At 59.1% G+C, this 21,030-nt stretch carries 22 protein-coding genes; 6 read left to right on the top strand and 16 right to left on the bottom strand.

Going from position 1 to position 21,030, the window contains the following annotated elements:
- Positions 1-77: 77 nt before the first annotated feature.
- From purC to dapA, 3 genes are all read right to left on the bottom strand, one after another.
- Positions 78-791 carry a phosphoribosylaminoimidazolesuccinocarboxamide synthase gene (gene purC, locus EKL29_RS09845; protein WP_033753802.1) on the bottom strand — a complete coding sequence of 238 codons (714 nt, stop codon included), beginning with the start codon at positions 789-791 and terminating at the stop codon, positions 78-80.
- A 145-nt stretch (positions 792-936) separates the two neighbouring features.
- A complete protein-coding gene (bamC, locus tag EKL29_RS09850) occupies positions 937-1,968 on the bottom strand; it encodes an outer membrane protein assembly factor BamC (protein WP_120457621.1) in 1,032 nt (343 codons plus the stop codon).
- Between the two features lie 14 nt (positions 1,969-1,982).
- The gene (dapA, locus tag EKL29_RS09855) at positions 1,983-2,861 is read right to left on the bottom strand and encodes a 4-hydroxy-tetrahydrodipicolinate synthase (RefSeq protein WP_126689528.1); all 879 of its coding nucleotides are present in this window, start codon (positions 2,859-2,861) and stop codon (positions 1,983-1,985) included.
- Positions 2,862-3,004: 143 nt separating this feature from the next.
- On the opposite strand from dapA, the gene EKL29_RS09860 reads away from it, so the two are divergent.
- Positions 3,005-3,583 (top strand): glycine cleavage system transcriptional repressor, encoded by a 579-nt coding sequence (locus EKL29_RS09860; protein WP_120457618.1) that lies wholly within the window; start codon positions 3,005-3,007, stop codon positions 3,581-3,583.
- Between the two features lie 141 nt (positions 3,584-3,724).
- Positions 3,725-4,192, top strand: a complete 468-nt coding sequence (gene bcp, locus EKL29_RS09865) for a thioredoxin-dependent thiol peroxidase (RefSeq protein WP_120457616.1) — start codon at positions 3,725-3,727, stop codon at positions 4,190-4,192.
- Between the two features lie 42 nt (positions 4,193-4,234).
- Here bcp and EKL29_RS09870 read toward each other — a convergent pair whose 3' ends face one another.
- The 9 genes from EKL29_RS09870 to EKL29_RS09910 form a co-directional block, all read right to left on the bottom strand.
- Positions 4,235-5,827, bottom strand: coding sequence for a sensor domain-containing diguanylate cyclase (locus EKL29_RS09870; RefSeq protein WP_126689529.1), 1,593 nt, complete (start codon positions 5,825-5,827; stop codon positions 4,235-4,237).
- A gap of 166 nt (positions 5,828-5,993) precedes the next feature.
- On the bottom strand, positions 5,994-6,824 hold the full coding sequence (locus EKL29_RS09875) for a phosphodiesterase (protein WP_120457612.1): 831 nt from the start codon (positions 6,822-6,824) through the stop codon (positions 5,994-5,996).
- 10 nt (positions 6,825-6,834) lie between these two features.
- Positions 6,835-7,824: an ABC transporter ATP-binding protein gene (locus EKL29_RS09880; protein WP_126689530.1), complete on the bottom strand. Its 990-nt coding sequence runs from the start codon at positions 7,822-7,824 to the stop codon at positions 6,835-6,837.
- On the bottom strand, positions 7,821-8,636 hold the full coding sequence (locus tag EKL29_RS09885; protein WP_120457608.1) for an ABC transporter permease: 816 nt from the start codon (positions 8,634-8,636) through the stop codon (positions 7,821-7,823). The genes EKL29_RS09880 and EKL29_RS09885 overlap by 4 nt, the downstream gene beginning before the upstream one ends.
- Entirely contained in the window at positions 8,636-9,505 is an 870-nt protein-coding gene (locus tag EKL29_RS09890) for an ABC transporter permease (RefSeq protein WP_120457606.1), read from the bottom strand. Before EKL29_RS09890 ends, EKL29_RS09885 begins: the two co-directional genes overlap by 1 nt.
- On the bottom strand, positions 9,505-10,527 hold the full coding sequence (locus EKL29_RS09895) for an ABC transporter substrate-binding protein (protein ID WP_126689531.1): 1,023 nt from the start codon (positions 10,525-10,527) through the stop codon (positions 9,505-9,507). Before EKL29_RS09895 ends, EKL29_RS09890 begins: the two co-directional genes overlap by 1 nt.
- Entirely contained in the window at positions 10,506-11,543 is a 1,038-nt protein-coding gene (locus EKL29_RS09900) for a LacI family DNA-binding transcriptional regulator (protein ID WP_120457659.1), read from the bottom strand. Before EKL29_RS09900 ends, EKL29_RS09895 begins: the two co-directional genes overlap by 22 nt.
- 128 nt (positions 11,544-11,671) lie before the next feature.
- Positions 11,672-12,280 (bottom strand): DsrE family protein, encoded by a 609-nt coding sequence (locus EKL29_RS09905; protein ID WP_120457601.1) that lies wholly within the window; start codon positions 12,278-12,280, stop codon positions 11,672-11,674.
- Between the two features lie 34 nt (positions 12,281-12,314).
- Positions 12,315-12,920 carry a DsrE family protein gene (locus tag EKL29_RS09910; RefSeq protein WP_120457599.1) on the bottom strand — a complete coding sequence of 202 codons (606 nt, stop codon included), beginning with the start codon at positions 12,918-12,920 and terminating at the stop codon, positions 12,315-12,317.
- Positions 12,921-13,654: 734 nt separating this feature from the next.
- Between EKL29_RS09910 and EKL29_RS09915 the strand changes: the two genes are divergently transcribed.
- Together EKL29_RS09915 and arsC are read left to right on the top strand one after the other, a co-directional pair.
- Positions 13,655-15,118, top strand: coding sequence for a M48 family metallopeptidase (locus EKL29_RS09915; protein ID WP_120457597.1), 1,464 nt, complete (start codon positions 13,655-13,657; stop codon positions 15,116-15,118).
- 6 nt (positions 15,119-15,124) lie between these two features.
- Complete coding sequence (gene arsC, locus EKL29_RS09920) at positions 15,125-15,466, top strand: arsenate reductase (glutaredoxin) (protein ID WP_120457595.1); 342 nt, start codon at positions 15,125-15,127, stop codon at positions 15,464-15,466.
- Here arsC and hda read toward each other — a convergent pair.
- The 3 genes from hda to upp all read right to left on the bottom strand — a co-directional run bounded on the left by hda (position 15,463) and on the right by upp (position 18,233).
- Positions 15,463-16,164 carry a DnaA inactivator Hda gene (gene hda / locus EKL29_RS09925; RefSeq protein WP_218834638.1) on the bottom strand — a complete coding sequence of 234 codons (702 nt, stop codon included), beginning with the start codon at positions 16,162-16,164 and terminating at the stop codon, positions 15,463-15,465. The two genes, arsC and hda, sit on opposite strands and share 4 nt — an antisense overlap.
- Before the next feature lie 90 nt (positions 16,165-16,254).
- On the bottom strand, positions 16,255-17,538 hold the full coding sequence (uraA, locus tag EKL29_RS09930; RefSeq protein ID WP_126689628.1) for a uracil permease: 1,284 nt from the start codon (positions 17,536-17,538) through the stop codon (positions 16,255-16,257).
- A gap of 68 nt (positions 17,539-17,606) precedes the next feature.
- Positions 17,607-18,233, bottom strand: coding sequence for a uracil phosphoribosyltransferase (gene upp, locus EKL29_RS09935; RefSeq protein ID WP_120457591.1), 627 nt, complete (start codon positions 18,231-18,233; stop codon positions 17,607-17,609).
- 239 nt (positions 18,234-18,472) lie between these two features.
- On the opposite strand from upp, the gene purM reads away from it, so the two are divergent.
- Together purM and purN are read left to right on the top strand one after the other, a co-directional pair.
- The gene (gene purM, locus EKL29_RS09940; RefSeq protein ID WP_126689532.1) at positions 18,473-19,513 is read left to right on the top strand and encodes a phosphoribosylformylglycinamidine cyclo-ligase; all 1,041 of its coding nucleotides are present in this window, start codon (positions 18,473-18,475) and stop codon (positions 19,511-19,513) included.
- Positions 19,510-20,148: a phosphoribosylglycinamide formyltransferase gene (gene purN / locus EKL29_RS09945; RefSeq protein WP_120457588.1), complete on the top strand. Its 639-nt coding sequence runs from the start codon at positions 19,510-19,512 to the stop codon at positions 20,146-20,148. Before purM ends, purN begins: the two co-directional genes overlap by 4 nt.
- 103 nt (positions 20,149-20,251) lie before the next feature.
- On the opposite strand, the gene pstB is transcribed toward purN, so the two are convergent.
- The gene (gene pstB / locus EKL29_RS09950) at positions 20,252-21,025 is read right to left on the bottom strand and encodes a phosphate ABC transporter ATP-binding protein PstB (RefSeq protein WP_311779006.1); all 774 of its coding nucleotides are present in this window, start codon (positions 21,023-21,025) and stop codon (positions 20,252-20,254) included.
- Positions 21,026-21,030 lie beyond the last annotated feature (5 nt).

Genomic DNA, 21,030 nt, shown 5'->3' on the forward strand with positions numbered 1-21,030 from the left:
GAGACAACTACCAGCCTTGCGGCTAAATGAAAAAAGGAGAGCCGGGGCTCTCCTTTTCGCTTTCAGACGCGGTTAGTTCAGTCGAGCTTAACGCCCAGCCGCTGCGCTACCTCTTCATAGGCTTCGATCAGGCCACCCAGGCTCTGGCGGAAACGATCTTTATCCATCTTGTCCATCGTCTGCTTGTCCCACAGGCGCGCGCCGTCCGGCGAAAATTCATCGCCCAGCACCACTTCGCCTTTGAACAGGCCGAACTCCAGTTTGAAATCGACCAGGATCAGGCCTGCGTCGTCAAACAGTTTGCTCAGCACCTCGTTGGCTTTAAAGGTCAGCTCCTGCATGCGCGCCAGGTTCGCTTTGCTCACCCAGCCGAAGGTTTCACAGTAGGATTCATTGACCATCGGGTCATGCTTCGCGTCGTCTTTAAGGAACAGATCGAACAGCGGCGGATTGAGGATCATCCCCTCTTCCACGCCCAGGCGTTTTACCAGCGAGCCGGCCGCGCGGTTGCGTACTACGCACTCCACCGGCACCATCTCCAGCTTTTTCACCAGCGCTTCGTTGTCGGAAAGCAGCGCCTCCATCTGGGTCGGAATGCCCGCTTCCTGCAGTTTAGTCATGATGAAATGGTTGAACTTGTTGTTTACCATTCCTTTGCGATCGAACTGCTCGATTCGGGCTCCGTCGCCTGCTGACGTATCGTTGCGGAATTCGAGTACCAGCAGATCCGGATTGTCGGTGCTGTATACGGTTTTCGCTTTACCGCGATACAACTCAGCTCGCTTTTGCATCTTGTTAACTCCAGACTTGAAAATTTCGGGTGTTCTGCGACGGCGGGCCGCTGGGGATTGCCGCGACGCAATCGTTTACTTCGCCGCGCGCTATTATGCCAGAGACGAAAAAAAAAGGCCGGAGAATCTCCGGCCCTGAGGCGATTTATTTGTTAAGAGCCGCCTGGAACACGGCCACCAGCGCATCGTTCTGCGACTGGGTGAGCACGTGGCCTTTGGGATCGATAAACTGCAGGCTGCTGCGGTTATCCAGATCGCCGACCTGTACTTTATAGTCGCCGTTCGGCAGTTCCGGATCTTTCGCGCCGACATCATCCCACGCGCTGCTGCCCGGCGATTTATAGGTGACGCTGAGGCTGCCCTGCGGACGGTTGCTGTCGGTTACTTCCATGCCGACGCGCTTCATCGCCTGCGGCAGACGCTGCCAGGCGACGTTGAACGGCGTACGCAGCACCAGCATCGGCAGACCGGTATCGTCCGCACCGCTCTGCACATCAATGCTGCCGCTGGCGCGACCCGCCGCCGCGTTTTCGCTGGCGAGGTCGATTTTGTCCAGCCCGGCGCTGATGGCATTAAGCATCTGCGCGGTGTAGCGCTGGATCTGCACCGGCGACGTGACCGCTTCGCCTTTCTGCTGCAGCTCAAGCAGGCGTACTGTCAGCACCTGCTGGTAGCTCTGCGACTGCACGCTGATCTCATAGCGGCCGCGATACTGATTGTCTTCGTCGGCGCGATTCCACTGCACCCAGTCGGTGGTCAGCTGCTGCCGCGCATCGTTACGCTGCGCAACAGGGAAATTGCTGGATTCGACAACTTTACTCACCTGCGACCAGACGGAGCCGCGGTTTTTTTCCAGCATCAGCACGCCGGTATTGCCAGTAAACTGCGCGCGCGCGCCGTTAACCAGCGCCAGCGGCTGAGCCGGCGGACGAATGTCGAGCTGCTTGCCGACGTTGCCGCTGGCGGTGGTGTGCGGCACGTCGTAATCGCCATGCGCCACCGGCAGGATCATGCCAGCCGGCGCCTGCAGATCGTGCAGCTCGCTGGCCTGTAAATAGGACTCGTCACCGCTTACCTGACGTTTATAACGCTGATCGCTAGAGCACGCCGTTAACAGCATCGCAGTAGACAGCGCCACGACGGTCGCAACCGTTGAGCGCTTTACAGAATGATTCATTGAAACTCCCTAACTTATCGCAAACCCGCTTTAATCAGCGCCTGCTCAACTTTTGGTATGGCCGCTGAAGTCAGCGGCGTCATCGGCAGACGCAGCGTGTCACTGGCGATTAATCCTAACTGTTTCGCCGCCCATTTGACCGGGATAGGATTGGGTTCACAGAAAAGCGTCTGGTGCAGATGCATCAGACGCTGATTCAGACGACGCGCCTCGGCGAAATTGCCCTGTTGCGCCAGCGCGCACAGTTCAACCATTTCACGCGCCGCGATGTTGGCCGTTACCGAGATAACGCCCTTGCCACCCAGCTGCATAAGGTCCAGCGCGCTGGCGTCGTCGCCGCTGACAATAATAAAGTCCTCATCGACCAGTGCTTGGATCTGGCTAACGCGCGATAAGTTCCCGGTCGCCTCTTTGATTCCGATAATATTTTTGATTTCAGCAAGGCGCGCGACGGTTTCCGGCAGCATGTCGCAGCCAGTGCGTGAGGGGACGTTATATAACATTTGCGGCAGCGCCGTGCTTTCCGCGATCGCTTTAAAGTGCTGGAACAACCCTTCCTGCGTCGGACGGTTGTAGTACGGCGTTACGGTCAGACAGCCAACCACGCCGCTGTTTTCGAAACGTTTGGTGAGAGAGATGCCTTCTGCGGTGGCGTTGGCGCCGGTACCGGCAATCACCGGAATACGTCCGTCCGCCAGCTCCAGCGTCAGCATCACCACATCGCCATGCTCTTCATGGCTCAGAGTCGCGGATTCGCCGGTGGTGCCGACGGAGACGATCGCCGCGGTGCCGCTGGCGACGTGATAATCAATCAGTTTCTTCAGACTCGTACGGCAGACATTACCTTTGTCATCCATTGGCGTAACGAGCGCAACAATACTTCCCGTGAACATTGGCGATCCCCTCGACAAACAAGTGCTTCATGGTACGTTTTACTTCTGTTGAAAAGCAAGCAGGCCACGCCCCTCCTGCGCTTGTCAGCAGTTTTTTTTATGTTTACCTTATGGTTATTAGCGAATGAACAGGAAATCCCACTTTGCCGCAGTCTCAACCCCACCATTTGGTGATCACCGCACTGGGTGTTGACCGTCCGGGTATCGTCAATACCATTACCCGCCACGTCAGCAGCTGTGGGTGCAATATCGAAGACAGCCGTCTCGCCATGCTCGGGGATGAGTTCACCTTTATTATGTTGCTCTCCGGCAGCTGGAACGCCATCGCGCTGATCGAATCGACGCTGCCGCTGAAAGGCGCGGAGCTTGAGCTGCTGATCGTGATGAAGCGCACCAGCGCCAGAACGCGTCCGCCGATGCCGGCGACGGTCTGGGTTCAGGTCGAGGTGCCTGATTCACCCCACCTTATTGAACGGTTCACCGATCTGTTCGACAAACATGCGATGAATATCGCTGAGCTGGGTTCGCGCATCAAGCCGGGTCAGGCGGATCAGACGCCGACGCTCTATATTCAAATAACGGCGCATAGCCCGGCGGGCGTCGGCGACTCGCAGTTTGAACAGGCGTTTTATGGACTGTGTCGCGAACTCAATGCCGAAGGTACGCTGCGTTTTTACAGCCTGGCCGATGAAGATGCGGCGACGCTTCAGGGTTCACGCTAAGCTGTAAATAAACCGGGGCTATTCCTCCACATCACTGATGTCTGGCTATGTGGCGCAATATCCCCTGATGGCGACTTTCCACCTGACGCGGTTCGTCAGGCAGCCTGTCGCCCACAGCATAAAGAAAAATGGAGAGTAGTGATGAATCCACTGAAAGCCGGTGACACCGCACCGAAATTTAGCTTGCCCGACCAGGATGGCGAACAGGTAAATTTAACCGACTTCCAGGGACAGCGCGTTCTGGTCTATTTCTACCCGAAAGCGATGACGCCGGGATGCACAGTGCAGGCCTGCGGCCTGCGCGACAATATGGATGAACTGAAAAAAGCGGGCGTGGAGGTACTGGGTATCAGCACTGATAAACCAGAAAAGCTGTCGCGCTTCGCTGAAAAAGAGCTGTTGAACTTTACGCTGCTCTCTGATGAAGATCATCAGGTCTGCGCGGCGTTCGGCGTCTGGGGCGAAAAATCCTTTATGGGTAAAACCTATGACGGCATTCACCGCATCAGTTTCCTGGTCGGCGCCGACGGCAAGATCGAAAAGGTGTTCGACGATTTCAAAACGTCCAACCACCACGATATCGTGATGGATTACCTGAAGTCGCTTTAACACACGCGGATGCGGCTTAGCGCCGCATCCCGCCGCCTCTCTTTACGAGACAGCACTTCCCGAAAGCGGCGTTTGCGCTTCCGCTACCCTGACGCAGTTTCGCCCGTCATTTTTCGCCTGATAAAGCGCGGCGTCTGCCTGTTTCAGGCTCTGTTCCAGCGGCACCGATTCATCTTGCCAGGCCGCCACCCCGACTGAAAGGGTGATAGTGCCGACATCGGCAAGCGATGCCGCGGCGATCTCGGCGCGTATGCGTTCGGCAATGTGGCGCGCCTCTTCGATATTGGTCATTGGCAGCAGCATCAGGAACTCCTCTCCGCCGTTGCGGCATACCACATCGCTCTGACGCGCGCTGGCGCTCAGCGTTTCCGCCACCTGCTGAATCACCCGATCGCCAACATCATGCCCCCAGTTATCGTTGACCCGCTTAAAGTGATCGATATCCAGCGCCAGCACGGCGAACGGCTGACGCATCGTCTGATAAAAGTCGAGCACCGCGCTCAGGCCGCGCCGGTTGAGCAGCTGCGTCAGCGGATCGGTCTGCACTTCGGACTTAAGGCGGCCGATTTTGTCCTGCACCAGGCCGATGCCGGTCAGCAGCGCGCGTTTTACCTGCGCCGCCTCGAAATACCAGGCATGAACAGCGCTGAGCTCCTGTGAGACGCCGGGCGCATCCATCTGACGCGCCTTACGCGCCAGCTGCCAGAGCGGCAGCGCAATCAGCCGCGCCAGGATCACCGCCACCAGCAGTGTCAGCAGCGCGAAAGGCACCGAGCGTTTCAGCACCTGCATCAGCAGGCCGGAGAGCGGCTCAAGCGTTACGGCGGTGGGCTTAAGCGCCACCACTGTCCAGCCCGTAGTCGGCACCACCGCATAGCCAGCGAGGCGCGACGGTTCGCCCGCCAGCTGTAGCTGTAGCGAGCCGTTGGTCTCTTCATCATGACCGTTAAGCAGCGCAGGCAGCGTTTTGCCAATCAGCTGACCGTTCTGGTGATAGAGCACCCGGCTCTCGCTGTCCAGCACGTAGACGCTGGTGCCGTCGCGATAGTACTGCTCGCCGAGCAGCGTATTTAAAATGCTTTTCTTTTTCAGGTAGATGGTGCCGCCCACATAGCCGAGATAGCGTCCGTCACGGCTCCAGATCGGCCAGGAGACGAAGATAATCAGGTTGTTCGCCGCCGAAATGGTGGGTTTGCTGATGGCGGGCTGCCGCGCGCTTAGCGCTTCGCGCGACGCCTCGCTGGTAAGATGCATGCCCTGCAGCATCAGGGATTCTGGCGAGATAGCCTTAACGACGCCGTTAGCGTCGACCACCGCCACTGAGTTAAAGCTGCTGGTCTGCTCGCGCAGGCGATCGACCTCCCGACGCAGCAGCGCGGGATCGTTAAAATCGTCGCCGAGCAGCCTGGCGCTGTAGTGCAGCTGCGACTGCGCCAGCTGGAAAAAGATTTCGGTGGTGGAGGCCAGCTTGGTGGCATAGGCGCGGTTCGCCTCCAGCGTGCTGTCGATTAGCGCCATACGCTGCACGCGCCAGGTAGCATAGAGCGCGTTGGTCAGCGTAACCACGATGCTGACGATAGCGAGTAACGCGATAAGCGTGCGCAGATCGGTTCGGGGACGCAGGCGCATTAACATAGCGCGCCCGCTGCAAAAGATAAATACATGCTGAAAGGCCTGAGAATGTCGTTATTGTTGGAGGTTATCTGCCCTGGTGAGGCAAGAGGCAAGTGTACACCCTGCCGCCCTCCTGAGCACCTTTCCAACCGTTACATTCTCTGAAACCCGCGATTCGCGCCCGGCGCTAATCGATCAAACCGTGCTGATCGTAGAAGGGCCAGGGACCGGAATAGTCGCCGATGGCGCACTGGTGCGTCACCATGCCCTGCTCCGGCTGCCAGCAATGCAGCAGGAAGCCTGGCGGCTCCAGCACGAAATGGGCCGGACCGTCCGGCTGCAGGTCAAGCGCCACCTGATGGGAAACGCCCGGCGCGCACACCGCCAGCGTACCGGCGAAACGTGTCTGCAGGCTGCGATGCAGATGGCCGCACAGGACCCGCTCTACCTGCGGATGGCGGGCAATAATGGCCGCGAGCGCGTCGGGATTGCGCAGCCGCTGGCGATCCATATGATCGATGCCGCAGGTAAAAGGCGGATGGTGCAGCATGACCAGCGTCGGCGCAGCCGGTTCGCGCGTCAGGCTTTCCTCCAGCCACGTCAGCTGATATTCATCGACATAACCCCAAGGCTGTTCCGGCACGCTGGAGTCGAGCGCGAGCAGCTTCAGCGGCCCTACCTTCAGCTGCCAGTTAAGCGTAGCGCCGTGCTGGAGGTAGTCATGATCGATAAAGACGGCGCGCAGCGCCTGGCGATCGTCATGGTTGCCCGGCATCAGGCGGAACGGCAGCTGCAGGCGGCGCAGGGCCAGACGCAGCGTCTGATACTCCTCCACCGTGCCGAAATCGACCAGATCGCCGGTGATCACCACCATGTCCGGCTGCGGCCGCAGCGCGTTAAGGGTGTCAATGGCGCGCAGTAGCGCGGCCTGCGTATCCACTTTTTTATAGGACAGGCGACCGTTCGCCTTAATATGCAGATCGCTGATTTGCGCAATCAGCGTAGGTTTGGCAAACACAAAACTCTCCTTAATAACCGGTAAATTCTAGCGCGGCGCGCGGCGCCAGCGTCCAGGTAACGCGTTGCCCGGCGTGCCAGGCTTCCCGCGCATGACGCTCCACCTGAATCGGCGCGGCGAGACCGATATCGATCTGCAAACGCTGCGCGGCGCCTAAAAAAGTGCTGCCGACAATGTAGCCGTGGCGCGCGTAGCGGTTGTCGTCCGCCAGTAAGATATCCTCCGGGCGGCAGAACTGACGCGGCTCGCCGTGGACGTCGGTCTCGACGCAGTTAATCGCGCCGACGAAATCGGCGACGAAGCGCGTCGCCGGCCGCTGGTAAATCGCCTGCGGCGTGTCGATCTGGGCGATACGCCCCTGCTCCATCACCGCGATGCGGTCGCCGAGCGCCATCGCCTCCTGCTGATCGTGCGTGACGTAAACGGCGGTAATCGCGAGCTTTTTCAGCAGCGCACCGATCTCAAGCCGCAGACGCTCGCGCAGTTTGGCGTCAAGTGCCGCCAGCGGCTCGTCGAACAGCAATACTTTCGGCCGCGCGGCCAGGGCACGCGCCAGCGCCACGCGCTGCTTCTGCCCGCCGGAGAGTTTGTCGATAGCGCGGTTCGCCAGCGCGCTGAGATCCACCAGCGCCAGCATATCTTTCACCCGCGCTTCACGCTCAACACGCGCCACGCCCTGCACTTTCAGGCCGTACTCGACGTTCTGCGCCACGTTCATATTGGGAAACAGCGCGTAGTTTTGAAACACCATGCCGACATTGCGCTTCTCGATCGGCAGCGCGGTGACGTCGCGATCGTCGAACCAGACTTTGCCGCCCTCGTCGCTGCTCTCCAGCCCGCTGATAATGCGCAGCGTGGTGGTTTTGCCGCAGCCGGATGGCCCGAGCAGCACCAGGGTTTCACCGGCGTGAACGGTAAGATCGAGCGGATGCAGCGCGGTATGTTGATGAAAGCGGCGCGAGCAGCCGCGCAGCGTGACGGTAACGGCATCGTTATTCATGCCAGCTCCTTAACAGCGTTTCGCGTCGCCTGGCGCGTCAGCCAGTGATTGCAGGCGTTCAGCATCAGCAACAGCGGTAAAATCATAACGATAAAGATCAGCGTGTAGGCCGATCCCACTTCCAGCCGCATCGAGGCGTAGCTGTCCGCCAGCCCTACCGGCAGCGTTTTCGTCAGCGGCGTATGCAGCATCCAGGTGATATTGAACTCGCCTACCGAGAGCGTAATTACCATAAACGCGCCCGCCAGGATGCCGTTGCGGCAGTTGGGCACCACAACGGTGAAAAAACGACGCCAGAATCCGGCCCCCAGGCTGGCGGCCGCCTCTTCAAGGCGCGGCAGCTGAATCGCCTGCATCACCGCCAGCACCGGACGGATCATAAAGGGCAGCGTAAAGAGCACGTGGCCGATCAAAATAAACAGCCAGCTGTCGCGCAGGCCGTTAAACCGACCATAGAGCAGAATAATGCCGAGCGCGGTAGCCAGACCCGGCAGCGCCACCGGCAGCATCAGACACTCTTCGATGCGGGCGGACCAGCGCGGCGGCGCCTTCAGCAAACCCCAGGCAGCGGGCAGCCCGATCGCGACGGTAATAGCCAGGCAGCAGAGCGCAATCAGCAGCGACAGCCAGAAGGTATCGGCGTACAGCTCCCATACCTGTCCGACCCACTTCAGCGTCAGGCCGCTGCGCAGGCCGATAAAGTAGTTCTCCGTGACGCCCGCCAGCATCGACAGCACCACCGGCACGATCATAAACAGCGCCGTCAGCGTGGTAATGCCGGCCTGCAGATAAAACAGCGTACGACGTTTCATCACGCTTCCTCTCCCGATGCCCGCGTCAGGGCGCGCGCCAGCATCAGGCCCAGCCAGGCTACTGCCCCCATAACCACCGACAGCGCCGCAGCGGTGGCGAAGTTGGCGTAGTTGGTGAACTCGCCGTAAATCGTCAGCGGCAATACGCTAAGGCTGGTGCCCAGCGTAAACGCGGTGCCGAAGGCGCCCATGCTGGTGGCGAAGCAGAGCGCGCCGCTGGAAAGCAGCGCCGGCTTCAGTCCCGGCACGATGACGTCCCAGGTAATGCGCCACTGACTGGCACCCAGCGAACGCGCCGCCTCTTCCAGCGAGCGATCCAGTTTTTCGCTCGCCGCCACCAGCGTGACGATGGCGCGCGGCAGCGAAAAATAGAGGTAGCCGATAAAGAGGCCGCTGAGCGAATAGGCGAGCGTCCAGCGCTCGTGAAACAGGCTCATGCTCAGCTGCGCCAGCACGCCCTGGCGGCCCGCCAGCATCACCACCAGGAATCCCACCACAACGCCGGGAAAGGCGAGCGGAAAGGTCAGCAGCGCCAGCAGCGTGCCGCGCCCGGCGAAGCGCTGACGCGCCAGAAAACAGCCGACCACGGCGGCGATCAGCAGCGTCATCAGCGTCACCGCCAGCGACAGCAGCACGGTGTTGAGCAGGCTTTGCAGATACTGCGGCTGGCTAATGACCGTCCAGTAGCCGCTCTGCTGCGTGGTGCGGTCCGGCGTGACGCCGATCTGCAGCAGACGCGCAAAAGGCAGCAGCCAGAAGGCGGCAAAAAACAGCAGCGCGGGCAGCAGCATCCAGGGCCAGCGCGCGCCCTGATGCGCCCGACGGCGCAGGGCCGTCGGCGCGCGGCTGCGGGTATCCAGCAGCGACATTAACGGATCTCGCTCAGGTAGCGGGCGGAAAAGGCTTTCTGCGCATCGGCCATCTGCTGGTAGTCAACTGTCTGGGCGCGGGCGTAGTCGCTGTCAGGCAGGAACTTCGCCTTCGCCTCGGCGGACATCGCCGACGGGCGCACCGGGCGCAGATAGGCATTAGCCCAGATAGCCTGCCCTTTATCCGAGAGCACATAGTCGATCACCTTTTTGCCGTTGGCTTCGTGCGGCGCGTTCTTCACCAGGCTGATGACGTAAGGCACCGTTACCGTGCCCTCTTTCGGGATCACAAAGGCGACGTTGGCATGGTCTTTATATTTTGCGCGGTAGGCGTTGAAGTCGTAGTCGAGCAGAATCGGGATCTCGCCTGAAATCAGGCGCGCATAGGCGGTCTGCTTTGGAACGATCGGCTGATTGACCTGCAGCTTTTTGAACCAGCTGAGCGCCGGAGTAAAGTCCTGCATGGTGCCGCCTTTCGCCTGGTTCACCGCCACGGCGGCGACATAGCCAACAAAGGCGCTGGAGGGGTCAAGATAGCCCACCATACCTTTATATTCCGGCTTGAGCAGATCATCCCAGGATTGAGGCACCGGCGCGCCGCCCAGCGCATCGACATTGACCATAAAGCCCATGGTGCCGGAGTGCAGCGCCACCCACTTGCCGTCGGGATCTTTCATGCCTGCCGGGATCGTATCCCAGTGCGCCGGTTTGTAGTCGGCGATCACGCCAGTGCCCGCCGCCTGGATGCCAAAGCTTACGCCGTAATAGACCACGTCGGCGACCGGATTGCTCTTCTCGGCGACCATCTGCGCCAGCGCCTGGCCGGAGTTTTTATTGTCCTGCGGCACCTGAATGCCGGTGTCGCGCGCGATGGCTTTCAGCTGCGTTCCCCAGTCCGCCCATTCCGGCGGGCAGTTGTAGCAGATCGCGCTTTCCGCCGCGTGGGCGACCTGACTCGCCATACCGCATGCAGCCAGCAGCGCCGCAGCGGTTAACATTTTCATTTTATTGTGCGTTGACATGTGGATTCCCTGGAGTTGACGAAAGTAGAGCGCGGCGCGGGCGCGATGCTCTCGCCCAACCGCAGGTGGTGTGCCAGCATGCGGGGCCCGCCGCTGGATTGTTGTAAAAGCATATCGATAGCGCATGCGCCAAGCAGATCGCTGGGCTGCACTACCGAGGCAAGCGACGGAGAAAGATGTTCGCCGGTTTCAATGCCGTCAAAGCCCATAATTGAGAGCTGAGTCGGCACCTGAACGCCTGCGCGTGCGGCGGCACCCATCAGGCTGATGGCCAGCAGGTCGTTACTGCAGATCACCGCCGTCAGCGGATTTGCACCCTGCAGACGTGGCCGCAGCTGCTGAAAATCGGAGCGCGTATGGCTCGGCATCTCAATCAGCGGAAAGGGTTTCAGCCCCGCCTGCTGCATCGCATCGCAGTAGCCGAGAAAGCGCTGCTGCGCGCGATCGGACTGCCAGACCGGCCCGGTAACCATGCCGATATGACAATGGCCCAGCGTCAGCAAATGTTCAGTGGCTTCTGCCATCGCGCGGCGGTTATCAACGCAGACGCTCGGCCAGCCCGCGCTCTGCGGCACGTTATGCGCCAGCACAAACGGCATCTGCGCCGCGGCGAGCGTCGGCAGCACGGCGCTGCGATCCGCGTCGGCCACCGTCAACACCAGCCCGGCGACGCGCTGACGCAGCATATGCTCCACAATCGCCGCTTCGCGCTCGGCCTGATAGTCGCTGGTGGCGACCAGCAGGCCAAATCCGGCCAGCCGCGCCTGTCGCTCCATCGCCTGAAGCTGCTGCGCAAATACCGGGTTTAACAGCGAGGGCAGCAATACGCCAAGCGTGGTGGAGCTTTGGGTGCGCAGCTGACGCGCAATATGGTTGGGCCGGAAGCCAAGCTGGTCGGAAGCCGCCAGCACGCGCTGCAGCGTACTCTCTTTCAGCAAATGGGGATCGGAAAAGGCGCGCGCCGCCGTGGCGCGAGAAACGCCCGCCAGTTTCGCTACGCTGACTAAATCCGTCATTTTTCCCCCTCAATACGCTGATGAGAACGATCTCATTGGCGCTCAAAGTAAAGGGGTTGTATGACAGAACAATCGCAGCGGGATGACGAACAGATGACAGCGGCGCGCGGCCGCTGTCAGAGAGAGGTTTACAGCATCAGGAAGGCGTAGCCTTCGTTTTGCAGCGTTGCGACGGTGGTGCCGCTGGAGATGGTGTGGGTAACGCGCTGATCGATCCACTCGCGCTGCAGGTTGTGGAAAGCCACCGACTGGTCGCAAATCGACACCTTCACGCCCGCTTTTTCCAGCTCGTCGATCAGCTTAAGGTTCGGGTTGTCCACGCCGTACGCTTTGTGGAACTGCTCGTTGTTCAGCGCCGCCGACACCGCATCGCTGTTGATCGATACCACGAAATTCAGCTGATTCAGCGGCACGCCTGCGGCGTAATAGAGGTTAGTCACACGGGCAACGCGCTCCAGCCCCAGGTTCGGCTTACGAATATCGCCTTCACTGCGGTTAATCTGGAACACAATTTTATTGCTCAGGCCCGGTACGGTGCCTGGCTTATAAGCGGGCGTATCGACATAGTGAATTTTGCCGTAGCCTTCAATCGCGGGCGTACTCCAGAAATCTGCTGGCTGCGTGTTGTTATCGGCGAATTTGCCGCTTACTTTTTCATATAATTCCGGCAGCTGTAACACATTGCCGCCAATAAAACCGGCTATAGCCGCCACCACAATATAGGCCGCTGGACGCATCGTTATTCTCCTGCTTGTTATTTTCAAAGTGTGATTACATCTGTAGCCATGCGTAACCCTGGTTCTCCAGGGTTGAGACCGTGGTCGGGCTGGAAAGCGCATGGACAACTGATTTATCGATCCAGTCGTTGGGGTAATGATGGAAAGCCACCGACTGGTCGCAGACGGAGACCTTCACGCCCAGCTTATTCAGCTCGCCGATAAGCTTAAGGTTGGGATTGTCTACGCCATAAAACTGTTTGAAATGGGCGTTATCCAGCATCGCTGGCGTTGCGTCACCCGTCACCGAGACCACGAATTTCAGATCTTCGGCGGGCACGCCGGAGGCGACATAGAGATTGACCACGCGCGCTACGCGCTCCAGGCCAAGGTTAACGTCGGTCATCTCACCGTCGCTGCGGGTGATCTGGAAAACGATTTTATTGCTCAGGCCCGCGACCGGTTTAAAGGCGGCATCCGGCTCGTAGTGGATCTTTCCGTAGCCTTCGACGGCAGGTGTGCTCCAGAAGCCTTCGGGATCGCTGGGTTTGGCGGCGAAGTGGTTAACGACCTTTTGATAGAGCGCGCCGCTCTGGGTAACGCCCGCGCCAACAGCACCGCCAATAATGGCGATGAGCGCGTAAGATACAGCTGAACGCATAAATTATCTCCGGACAACAGCGTAGGGCTGATTCACATCCTGAATCGGGTGAGCTATCTATACCACAGCCCCGGCGTGGCAAAAGGGTGCGGCGCTGAGCCGCTGCGCCCTATTAATTTCAAATGAAATTATTAATTCACCAGCTTAATAAAGGAGTTTGATGGCGCTGCGTGTACAGGTCTGTATTGAAGTGGATCGATATAAAAGAGAAGAGGCAAGGAGAATAAAAAGGTCTGGGTTAAATAACGGGCCAGCGATTAATGTTGTTCAAAAGACTAGCGCTATTTCACAATAAAAATTATTGATTTTCACTTTCACTACCCAGCGCTTTTTCAGCTGTTTTTTTCAGAGTAAGCCTGGAAAAAAACATGCCACATTCAATTTTTTTGAGCAAATTTACATATCTTTAATCGAGAGAGGGATCGGGAGCCCACTGATTCAACTGGAGAAAGCGCCTTTTACAGGCTCGTGAATAAAAGCGTTCGCTGCTACAGCGCGATTATGCTGGCGATGCGGCGTACCAGCGTCAATGCGCGTCGTGTTTTTTAATGAAAGCTTGCCAGCCGTTAATATTCAATTTTTTGCTGCAAAAGCACTGTTACGGCCTCCGTTAATGGCGGAGCAGACCGTTTCTTTCTCTCAAGGCTCTGGTTAAGATAGACGCGACGCGTCTTTTACCCTGAAAAAGCACAATGTACTTTCCAGGCCTCTGAGTTTCTCTACAGGATCCAGGCATGTTGAACCGGTTAAAGAAAACGCTACTCGCCGCGCTGCTTCCCACGCTGATGCTGATGCCGCACGCGCCTGCCTGGGCTGACGTCAGCGACTCGCTGCCTGATATGGGCACAACCGCGGGCTCGACGCTCTCTATCGGCCAGGAGATGCAGATGGGCGACTTTTATGTGCGGCAGCTGCGTGCCAGCGCGCCCTTGATTAACGATCCCCTGCTTAATCAATACATTAACCAGCTCGGCCAGCGGCTGGTCGCCCATGCCGACTCGGTAAAGACGCCCTTTCACTTTTTTCTGATCCAGAACGACGAGCTTAACGCCTTCGCCTTTTTTGGCGGCAACGTGGTGCTGCACGCCTCGCTGTTTCGTTTTACCGAGAATGAGAGCCAGCTCGCCTCGGTAATGGCGCATGAAATCTCTCACGTCACCCAGCGCCATCTGGCGCGCGCAATGGAAGATCAGAAGCGCAACGCGCCTTTGACCTGGGTCGGCGCGCTGGGATCGATTTTGCTGGCGATGGCCAGTCCGCAGGCGGGCATGGCGGCGCTTACCGGTACGCTGGCGGGTACGCAGCAGGGCATTATCAGCTTTACCCAAGGCAATGAACAGGAGGCCGATCGCATCGGCATTCAGGTGCTGCAACGCGCCGGATTCGACCCCGAAGCGATGCCGAATTTTTTACAGAAGCTGGCCGATCAGAGCCGCTTCTCCTCGAAACCGCCGGAAATCCTGCTGACGCACCCCTTGCCGGACAGCCGCCTGGCGGATGCGCGCAACCGCGCCAACCAGATGCGCCCGGTGGTAGTGCAGTCCTCGCAGGATTACTACATGGCGAAAGTGCGCGCGCTCGGCATGTACGCCACCGGCCGCAACCAGCTTACCGACGAGCTGCTGGATGAGTATGGCCGCGGCAATAGCCGCCAGCAGCAGGCGGCGCAGTACGGCAAAGCGGTGCAGTTTTTACAGGCGAAAAGTTTCGCCAGCGCGAAAAAGATCATTGAGCCGCTGCTGGCGAAGCAGCCCGATAACATCTGGTTTCTCGATATTATGACCGATATCGATATCGGTCTGAACCAGCCGCAGCAGGCGATCGCGCTGCTTAACGCCGCAGGTGGCGCAAAAAACAGCCCGGTGGTGCAGCTTAACCTGGCGAACGCTTACGTCGAGGCGAAACAGCCCGCTAACGCCAGCCGCATTCTTAACCGCTATACCTGGTCGCATCCTGACGACCCCAACGGCTGGGATCTGCTGGCGCAGGCGTCAGCGCAGCAGGGGCTCAATGACGAAGAGATGTCGGCGCGCGCCGAGACGCTGGCGCTTAACGGCCAGCTCGATCAGGCGATCACCGCCCTGAGCAGCGCCAGCGCGCAGGTGCCTGTCGGCAGCCTGAAGCAGGCGCGCTACGACGCGCGAATTGACCAGCTGCGCCAGTTGCAGAGCCGTTTTAAACAGTATCAAAAAGGATAAACGCCGATGGTCACTCTTTATCACAACCCGCGCTGCAGCAAGAGCCGCGAAACGCTGGCGCTGCTGGAGGCGCAGGGCATCGAGCCGGAAATCGTGCGCTATCTGGAGACCCCGCCAGATCGCGAAACGCTGCAAATCCTGCTGCAAAAACTCGGTCTGAGCAGCGCCCGTCAGCTAATGCGCACCAAAGATGAGCTCTATAAAACGCTGCGGCTGGAAAACGCCAGCGAAAGCGAACTGCTTGACGCGCTGGCGTCGCACCCGGCCCTGCTGGAGCGGCCCGTGGTCGTCAATGGCGATCGGGCGCGAGTCGGCCGTCCGCCGGAAGCGGTGCTGGCGATCCTTTAAAGACCGAGCGTCTCTTTTACGAAGGGAATGGTGAGTTTGCGCTGCGCGCTGATGGAGGCGTGATCGAGACGATCCAGCGTATCGAACAGCGTGCGCATTTCGCGATCGAGGCGTTTCAGCAGGAAGCGCCCCACGTCCTCTGGCAGCTCAAATCCTCGCATACCGGCGCGCAGCTGCAGCGCCTGCAGTTTATCTTCATCGCTCAGCGGCTGCAGCCGGTAGATCTGGCCCCAGTCGAGGCGCGACGCCAGATCGGGCAGATTAAGATTAAGCTGGCGCGGCGGCCGATCGCCGGTGATCAGCAGTCGGGTTTTGCCCGTTTCCAGGATGCGGTTATAGAGATCGAAGATCGCCATTTCCCACGCCTCTTCTCCCGCGATGCATTCGATATTGTCGATGCAGACCAGCGCCAGATGCTCCATGCCGTCCAGCACGTCCGGCACAAACCAGGTCCGTTTATCCAGCGGCACATAGCCGACCGCTTCGCCGCGCGCCGACATCTCCGCGCACGCGGCGTGCAGCAGATGACTGCGGCCTCCGCCTTCGCGCGACCAGAAATAGAGATAGCTGCCGTGTTGCTGATTGAGGGCGCCTTTGAGCGCGGCAATAAGGGACGGGTTTTCTCCCGGCCAGAAGCTGGCGAAAGTTTCGTCGTCCGGTAAATAAAGTGGCAGTGACAGTTGTGCCGGCGTGTTCAGAAGCACCTCAAAGAGAACAGGCAAAAAACGGGGCAAGTCTACCACAGTTTTCGCCGGGAGAGGATAACGGGCGTCCCTGCCCGCAGGGGCTTAGTGACCGCCCTTCTCTTCAGCGTCCAGCACCACTTCCTCCGGACGCAGCAGCGAAATAACGCGGAAAATCAGCGCCAGCAGCACGCCGACCAGCGTCGCCAGCGCCATGCCTTTCAGCTCGGCGGCGCCGATATGCACTTTCGCTCCGCTGACGCCGATGATCAGGATAACGGAGGTCAGGATCAGGTTTTGCGCCTTGCTGTAATCGACCTTCGATTCAATCAGCACGCGGATGCCCGACGCGCCAATCACACCATAAAGCAGCAGCGAGACGCCGCCCATGACCGGCACCGGGATCGCCTGAATTGCCGCCGCCAGTTTGCCGACGCACGACAGCAGGATAGCGATGATCGCCGCGCCGCCGATTACCCAGGTGCTGTAGACGCGGGTAATCGCCATAACGCCGATATTTTCGCCGTAGGTGGTATTCGGCGTCGAGCCGAAGAAGCCAGAGATGACGGTTGAAAGACCGTTCGCGAACATTGAGCGGTGCAGGCCGGGATCGCGGATCAGATCTTTTTTCACGATATTCGCGGTTACGACCAGATGCCCGACATGTTCAGCGATGACCACCAGCGCAGCGGGCAGAATCGTCAGCATCGCCGCCCATTCGAAACGCGGCGTATAGAAGGTCGGCAGCGCGAACCAGGGCGCGTTATAGACCGGCGTCCAGTCGACGATGCCCATTGCGAAAGAGAGCGCATAGCCCACGACCACGCCGACCAGGATAGGGATAATGGCGAGGAAACCACGAAACAGCACCGAGCCGAAAACCGTCACCGCCAGCGTCACCAGCGAAATGATTATCGTCGTGCTGTCGGCGCTGCTCCCTTCCGCCGGCAGCAGACCCGCCATATTGGCCGCCACGCCCGCCAGCTCCAGCCCGATAACCGCCACGATTGCGCCCATCGCCGCCGGCGGGAACATCACGTCGATCCAGCCGGTACCCGCCTTTTTCACAATCAGCGCGACGATACAGAACAGCACACCGCACAGGATAAAACCGCCCAGCGCCAGCTCATAGCCCAGCGGCAACAGCAGCAGCACCGGCGAGATAAAGGCGAAGCTGGAGCCGAGATAGGCGGGGATTTTGCCTTTACAGATAAAAAGATAAAGCAGCGTGCCAACGCCGTTGAACAGCAGCACCGTTGCCGGGTTGATATGGAACAGGATCGGCACCAGCACCGTCGCGCCAAACATGGCGAAGAGATGTTGCAGGCTGAGCGGTATGGTTTGCAGTAACGGCGGGCGTTCGCTAACGCCAATGGCGCGACGAGTCATCATTTATCCCCTTAAAAGGTTGTGTTTTTTTGCCAAAAAAAAGCCGACTCTCTGGTCGGCTGATTCAGTTATTTAGTCCCGAAAATTTTGTCGCCGGCATCGCCCAGCCCCGGAATGATATAGCCCTTTTCATTGAGTCCATGATCGACTGAAGCGGTGTAGAGCTCCACGTCCGGATGCGCCTTCTCCAGCGCGGCGATCCCTTCCGGCGCGGCAACCAGAACCAGCACTTTAATGCTGGTGCAGCCCGCTTTCTTCAGCAGATCGATAGTGGCGATCATCGAGCCGCCCGTTGCCAGCATCGGGTCGACCACCAGCGCCAGGCGCTCTTCGATATTGGAAACCAGCTTCTGGAAGTAAGGCACCGGCTCCAGCGTCTCTTCATCGCGGTAGACCCCGACCACGCTAATGCGCGCGCTCGGCACATGCTCAAGCACCCCTTCCATCATCCCCAGACCGGCGCGCAAAATCGGCACTACGGTGATTTTTTTACCTTTGATTTGATCGATTTCCACCGGGCCGTTCCAGCCTTCGATGGTGACGCGCTCGGTTTCCAGATCGGCGGTGGCTTCGTAGGTCAGCAGGCTGCCGACTTCCGACGCCAGCTCGCGGAAGCGCTTCGTACTGATATCGTGCTCACGCATCAGGCCCAGTTTATGTTTGACCAGCGGGTGTTTGACTTCCACGATCTTCATTGGTGTTCTCCCGGAATGAGTTGAGCTAAAAAAAAATCGCGGGATTATACCGCCTTTTCGCAAGCGCGCCATATGTCGTTGCGCAAAGAGGGAAACTTTAGATCCTGCATTCAAGGATTGATGAAAATCGTCCGGCGCGCAATTTGACCAGGCAATGGGGCTCGCAAACGTTTGCCTGCGCTGTTAGAATTGCCGCGCTTTTTGTTAACCACCAACCGCAATCGCGTGGGGATTCCGCAGTGACCGACAAGACCTCTCTCAGCTACAAAGACGCCGGCGTTGATATCGATGCTGGTAATGCTCTGGTTGACCGTATTAAAGGCGTAGTGAAAAAGACTCGCCGCCCGGAAGTGATGGGTGGGCTGGGCGGTTTCGGCGCACTTTGCGCGCTGCCGCAGAAATATCGCGAGCCGGTGCTGGTCTCCGGAACCGACGGCGTCGGCACCAAGCTGCGTCTGGCGATGGATCTGAAGCGCCATGACGCTATCGGTATCGATCTGGTCGCCATGTGCGTGAACGATCTGGTGGTTCAGGGCGCGGAACCGCTGTTTTTCCTCGACTATTACGCTACCGGCAAGCTGGACGTCGAGACCGCCTCTTCCGTTATCACCGGCATCGCCGAGGGCTGCCTGCAGTCCGGCTGCGCGCTGGTCGGCGGCGAAACCGCAGAAATGCCGGGCATGTACCACGGCGAAGATTATGACGTGGCCGGTTTTTGCGTCGGCGTGGTCGAGAAATCGGAAATTATCGACGGGTCAAAAGTGCAGGACGGCGACGTGCTGATCGCGCTGGGCTCCAGCGGCCCGCACTCCAACGGTTATTCACTGGTGCGCAAAATCCTCGAGGTGAGCCAGACCGATCCGCAGACTAAGCAGCTGGACGGCAAACCGCTGGCGGATCATCTGCTGGAGCCGACCCGCATCTATGTGAAAAATATTCTGAGCCTGATCGAGCAGGTCGATGTCCATGCGATTGCTCACCTGACCGGCGGCGGCTTCTGGGAAAATATTCCGCGCGTACTGCCAGATAATACCCAGGCGATTATCGACGAGAAGAGCTGGGAATGGCCTGCCGTCTTTAACTGGCTGCAGCAGGCAGGCAACGTCAGCCGTCACGAGATGTACCGCACCTTTAACTGCGGCGTGGGCATGGTGATCGCGCTAAGCGCCGCCGAAGCAGATAAAGCGGTCGAGCTAATGCGCGCTGCAGGCGAGAAAGCCTGGAAAATCGGCGTGATTAAAGCCTCAGACTCGGAAGAGCGCGTGGTTATTAACGCATGAAAAAGCTGGTTGTGCTGATTTCCGGCAACGGAAGCAATCTTCAGTCCATCCTCGACGCCTGCGCAAGCGGGCGTATTAACGGCAGCGTCGCTGCCGTTTTCAGTAATAAATCGACCGCTTTCGGCCTGACGCGCGCGCGCGAGGCGGGCGTGCCGACCCATACGCTGGCGGCCAGCCATTTTCCCGACCGCGAAGCCTTTGATCGCCAGCTGATGCAGGAGATCGACGCCTACGCGCCCGATCTGGTGGTGCTGGCGGGCTATATGCGCATTCTGAGCAGCGCCTTTGTCGCTCACTATCAGGATCGCCTGCTGAATATTCATCCTTCGCTGCTGCCGAAATACCCCGGCCTGCATACCCATCGTCAGGCGCTGGAGAATGGCGACGCCGAACACGGCACGTCCGTGCACTTCGTCACTGACGAACTGGACGGCGGTCCCGTCGTGCTGCAGGCCAGCGTGCCGGTCTTCCCCGGCGACAATGAAGATGAGATCACCGCGCGCGTGCAGCATCAGGAGCATGCAATCTATCCGCTGGTGATTAGCTGGTTTGTCGAGGGACGTTTAGCGATGCGCGAAGGCAAGGCCTGGCTGGATAATCAGCCGCTGCCGCCGCAGGGCTATGCGCACGACTAACAGATACCGAGCCGTTGCCAGCAGGCGGCTCGCAAAGTTACACGCAGGCGTCCCGCGTCAGGGACGCCTTAACGCTTTTGCAATGGGCTGATATCACCCTCCGCTAGCCGTAGCGTCCGGTAATGTAATCCTCAGTGCGTCGGTTGCGCGGCGAGGTAAAAATGCGATCCGTTTCATCAAACTCCACCACCGCGCCCTGATGCATAAAGGCGGTGTAGTCGGAGACGCGCGACGCCTGCTGCATATTGTGAGTGACCAGCACCAGCGTAAAATGCTGCTTCAGCGTGGTCATCAGCTCCTCAATCACCAGCGTAGAGATGGGATCGAGCGCTGAGGTCGGCTCATCCAGCAGCAACACCTCCGGTTCGATAGCAATGGCGCGGGCGATGACCAGACGCTGCTGCTGTCCGCTGGAAAGCGTCAGGGCGTTCTGCCCCAGCTGATCTTTTACTTCGCTCCACAGCGCCGCCGCGCGCAGCGCGCGTTCGCACGCCTCGTTCAGCACCCGTCTGTCGCGCACGCCCTGCAGCCGCAGGCCATAAATCACATTCTCATAAATCGATTTGGGAAACGGATTGGGCCGCTGAAACACCATGCCGATACGACGCCGCAGCGCCGACAGATCCTGCGACGGCTGCATAATGGCGTGGTCGCCCAGCAGAATCTCGCCCTCAATGCGGCAGCTATCCACCACGTCGTTCATGCGGTTAAAACAGCGCAGCAGCGTCGATTTGCCGCAGCCGGACGGCCCAATCAGTGCGGTAATGCGCTTCTCAGGAATACGCAGCGAAATATCGTGCAGCGCCTGACGCTCGCCATACCACAACGAAAGGTGGTTTAGCGTCAGCGCCGTTTCGTTATCGGGCATCATAGTCATCATCT

The organism is Pantoea sp. YU22 (assembly GCF_003970755.1).
In the GTDB taxonomy this organism is placed as follows: domain Bacteria; phylum Pseudomonadota; class Gammaproteobacteria; order Enterobacterales; family Enterobacteriaceae; genus Pantoea; species Pantoea piersonii.

Bases quoted from the DNA above. Each gene is read 5' to 3' on its own strand.
- EKL29_RS09870 (WP_126689529.1), bottom strand. From the start codon at position 5,827: ATGTTAATGCGCCTGCGTCCCCGAACCGATCTGCGCACGCTTATCGCG.
- EKL29_RS09915 (WP_120457597.1), top strand. From the start codon at position 13,655: ATGTTGAACCGGTTAAAGAAAACGCTACTCGCCGCGCTGCTTCCCACG.
- EKL29_RS09905 (WP_120457601.1), bottom strand. From the start codon at position 12,280: ATGCGTCCAGCGGCCTATATTGTGGTGGCGGCTATAGCCGGTTTTATT.
- uraA (WP_126689628.1), bottom strand. From the start codon at position 17,538: ATGACTCGTCGCGCCATTGGCGTTAGCGAACGCCCGCCGTTACTGCAA.
- bamC (WP_120457621.1), bottom strand. From the start codon at position 1,968: ATGAATCATTCTGTAAAGCGCTCAACGGTTGCGACCGTCGTGGCGCTG.
- EKL29_RS09895 (WP_126689531.1), bottom strand. From the start codon at position 10,527: ATGTCAACGCACAATAAAATGAAAATGTTAACCGCTGCGGCGCTGCTG.
- arsC (WP_120457595.1), top strand. From the start codon at position 15,125: ATGGTCACTCTTTATCACAACCCGCGCTGCAGCAAGAGCCGCGAAACG.
- upp (WP_120457591.1), bottom strand. From the start codon at position 18,233: ATGAAGATCGTGGAAGTCAAACACCCGCTGGTCAAACATAAACTGGGC.
- EKL29_RS09885 (WP_120457608.1), bottom strand. From the start codon at position 8,636: ATGAAACGTCGTACGCTGTTTTATCTGCAGGCCGGCATTACCACGCTG.
- purC (WP_033753802.1), bottom strand. From the start codon at position 791: ATGCAAAAGCGAGCTGAGTTGTATCGCGGTAAAGCGAAAACCGTATAC.
- dapA (WP_126689528.1), bottom strand. From the start codon at position 2,861: ATGTTCACGGGAAGTATTGTTGCGCTCGTTACGCCAATGGATGACAAA.
- purN (WP_120457588.1), top strand. From the start codon at position 19,510: ATGAAAAAGCTGGTTGTGCTGATTTCCGGCAACGGAAGCAATCTTCAG.
- EKL29_RS09890 (WP_120457606.1), bottom strand. From the start codon at position 9,505: ATGTCGCTGCTGGATACCCGCAGCCGCGCGCCGACGGCCCTGCGCCGT.
- pstB (WP_311779006.1), bottom strand. From the start codon at position 21,025: ATGACTATGATGCCCGATAACGAAACGGCGCTGACGCTAAACCACCTT.
- bcp (WP_120457616.1), top strand. From the start codon at position 3,725: ATGAATCCACTGAAAGCCGGTGACACCGCACCGAAATTTAGCTTGCCC.
- EKL29_RS09900 (WP_120457659.1), bottom strand. From the start codon at position 11,543: ATGACGGATTTAGTCAGCGTAGCGAAACTGGCGGGCGTTTCTCGCGCC.
- EKL29_RS09910 (WP_120457599.1), bottom strand. From the start codon at position 12,920: ATGCGTTCAGCTGTATCTTACGCGCTCATCGCCATTATTGGCGGTGCT.
- EKL29_RS09880 (WP_126689530.1), bottom strand. From the start codon at position 7,824: ATGAATAACGATGCCGTTACCGTCACGCTGCGCGGCTGCTCGCGCCGC.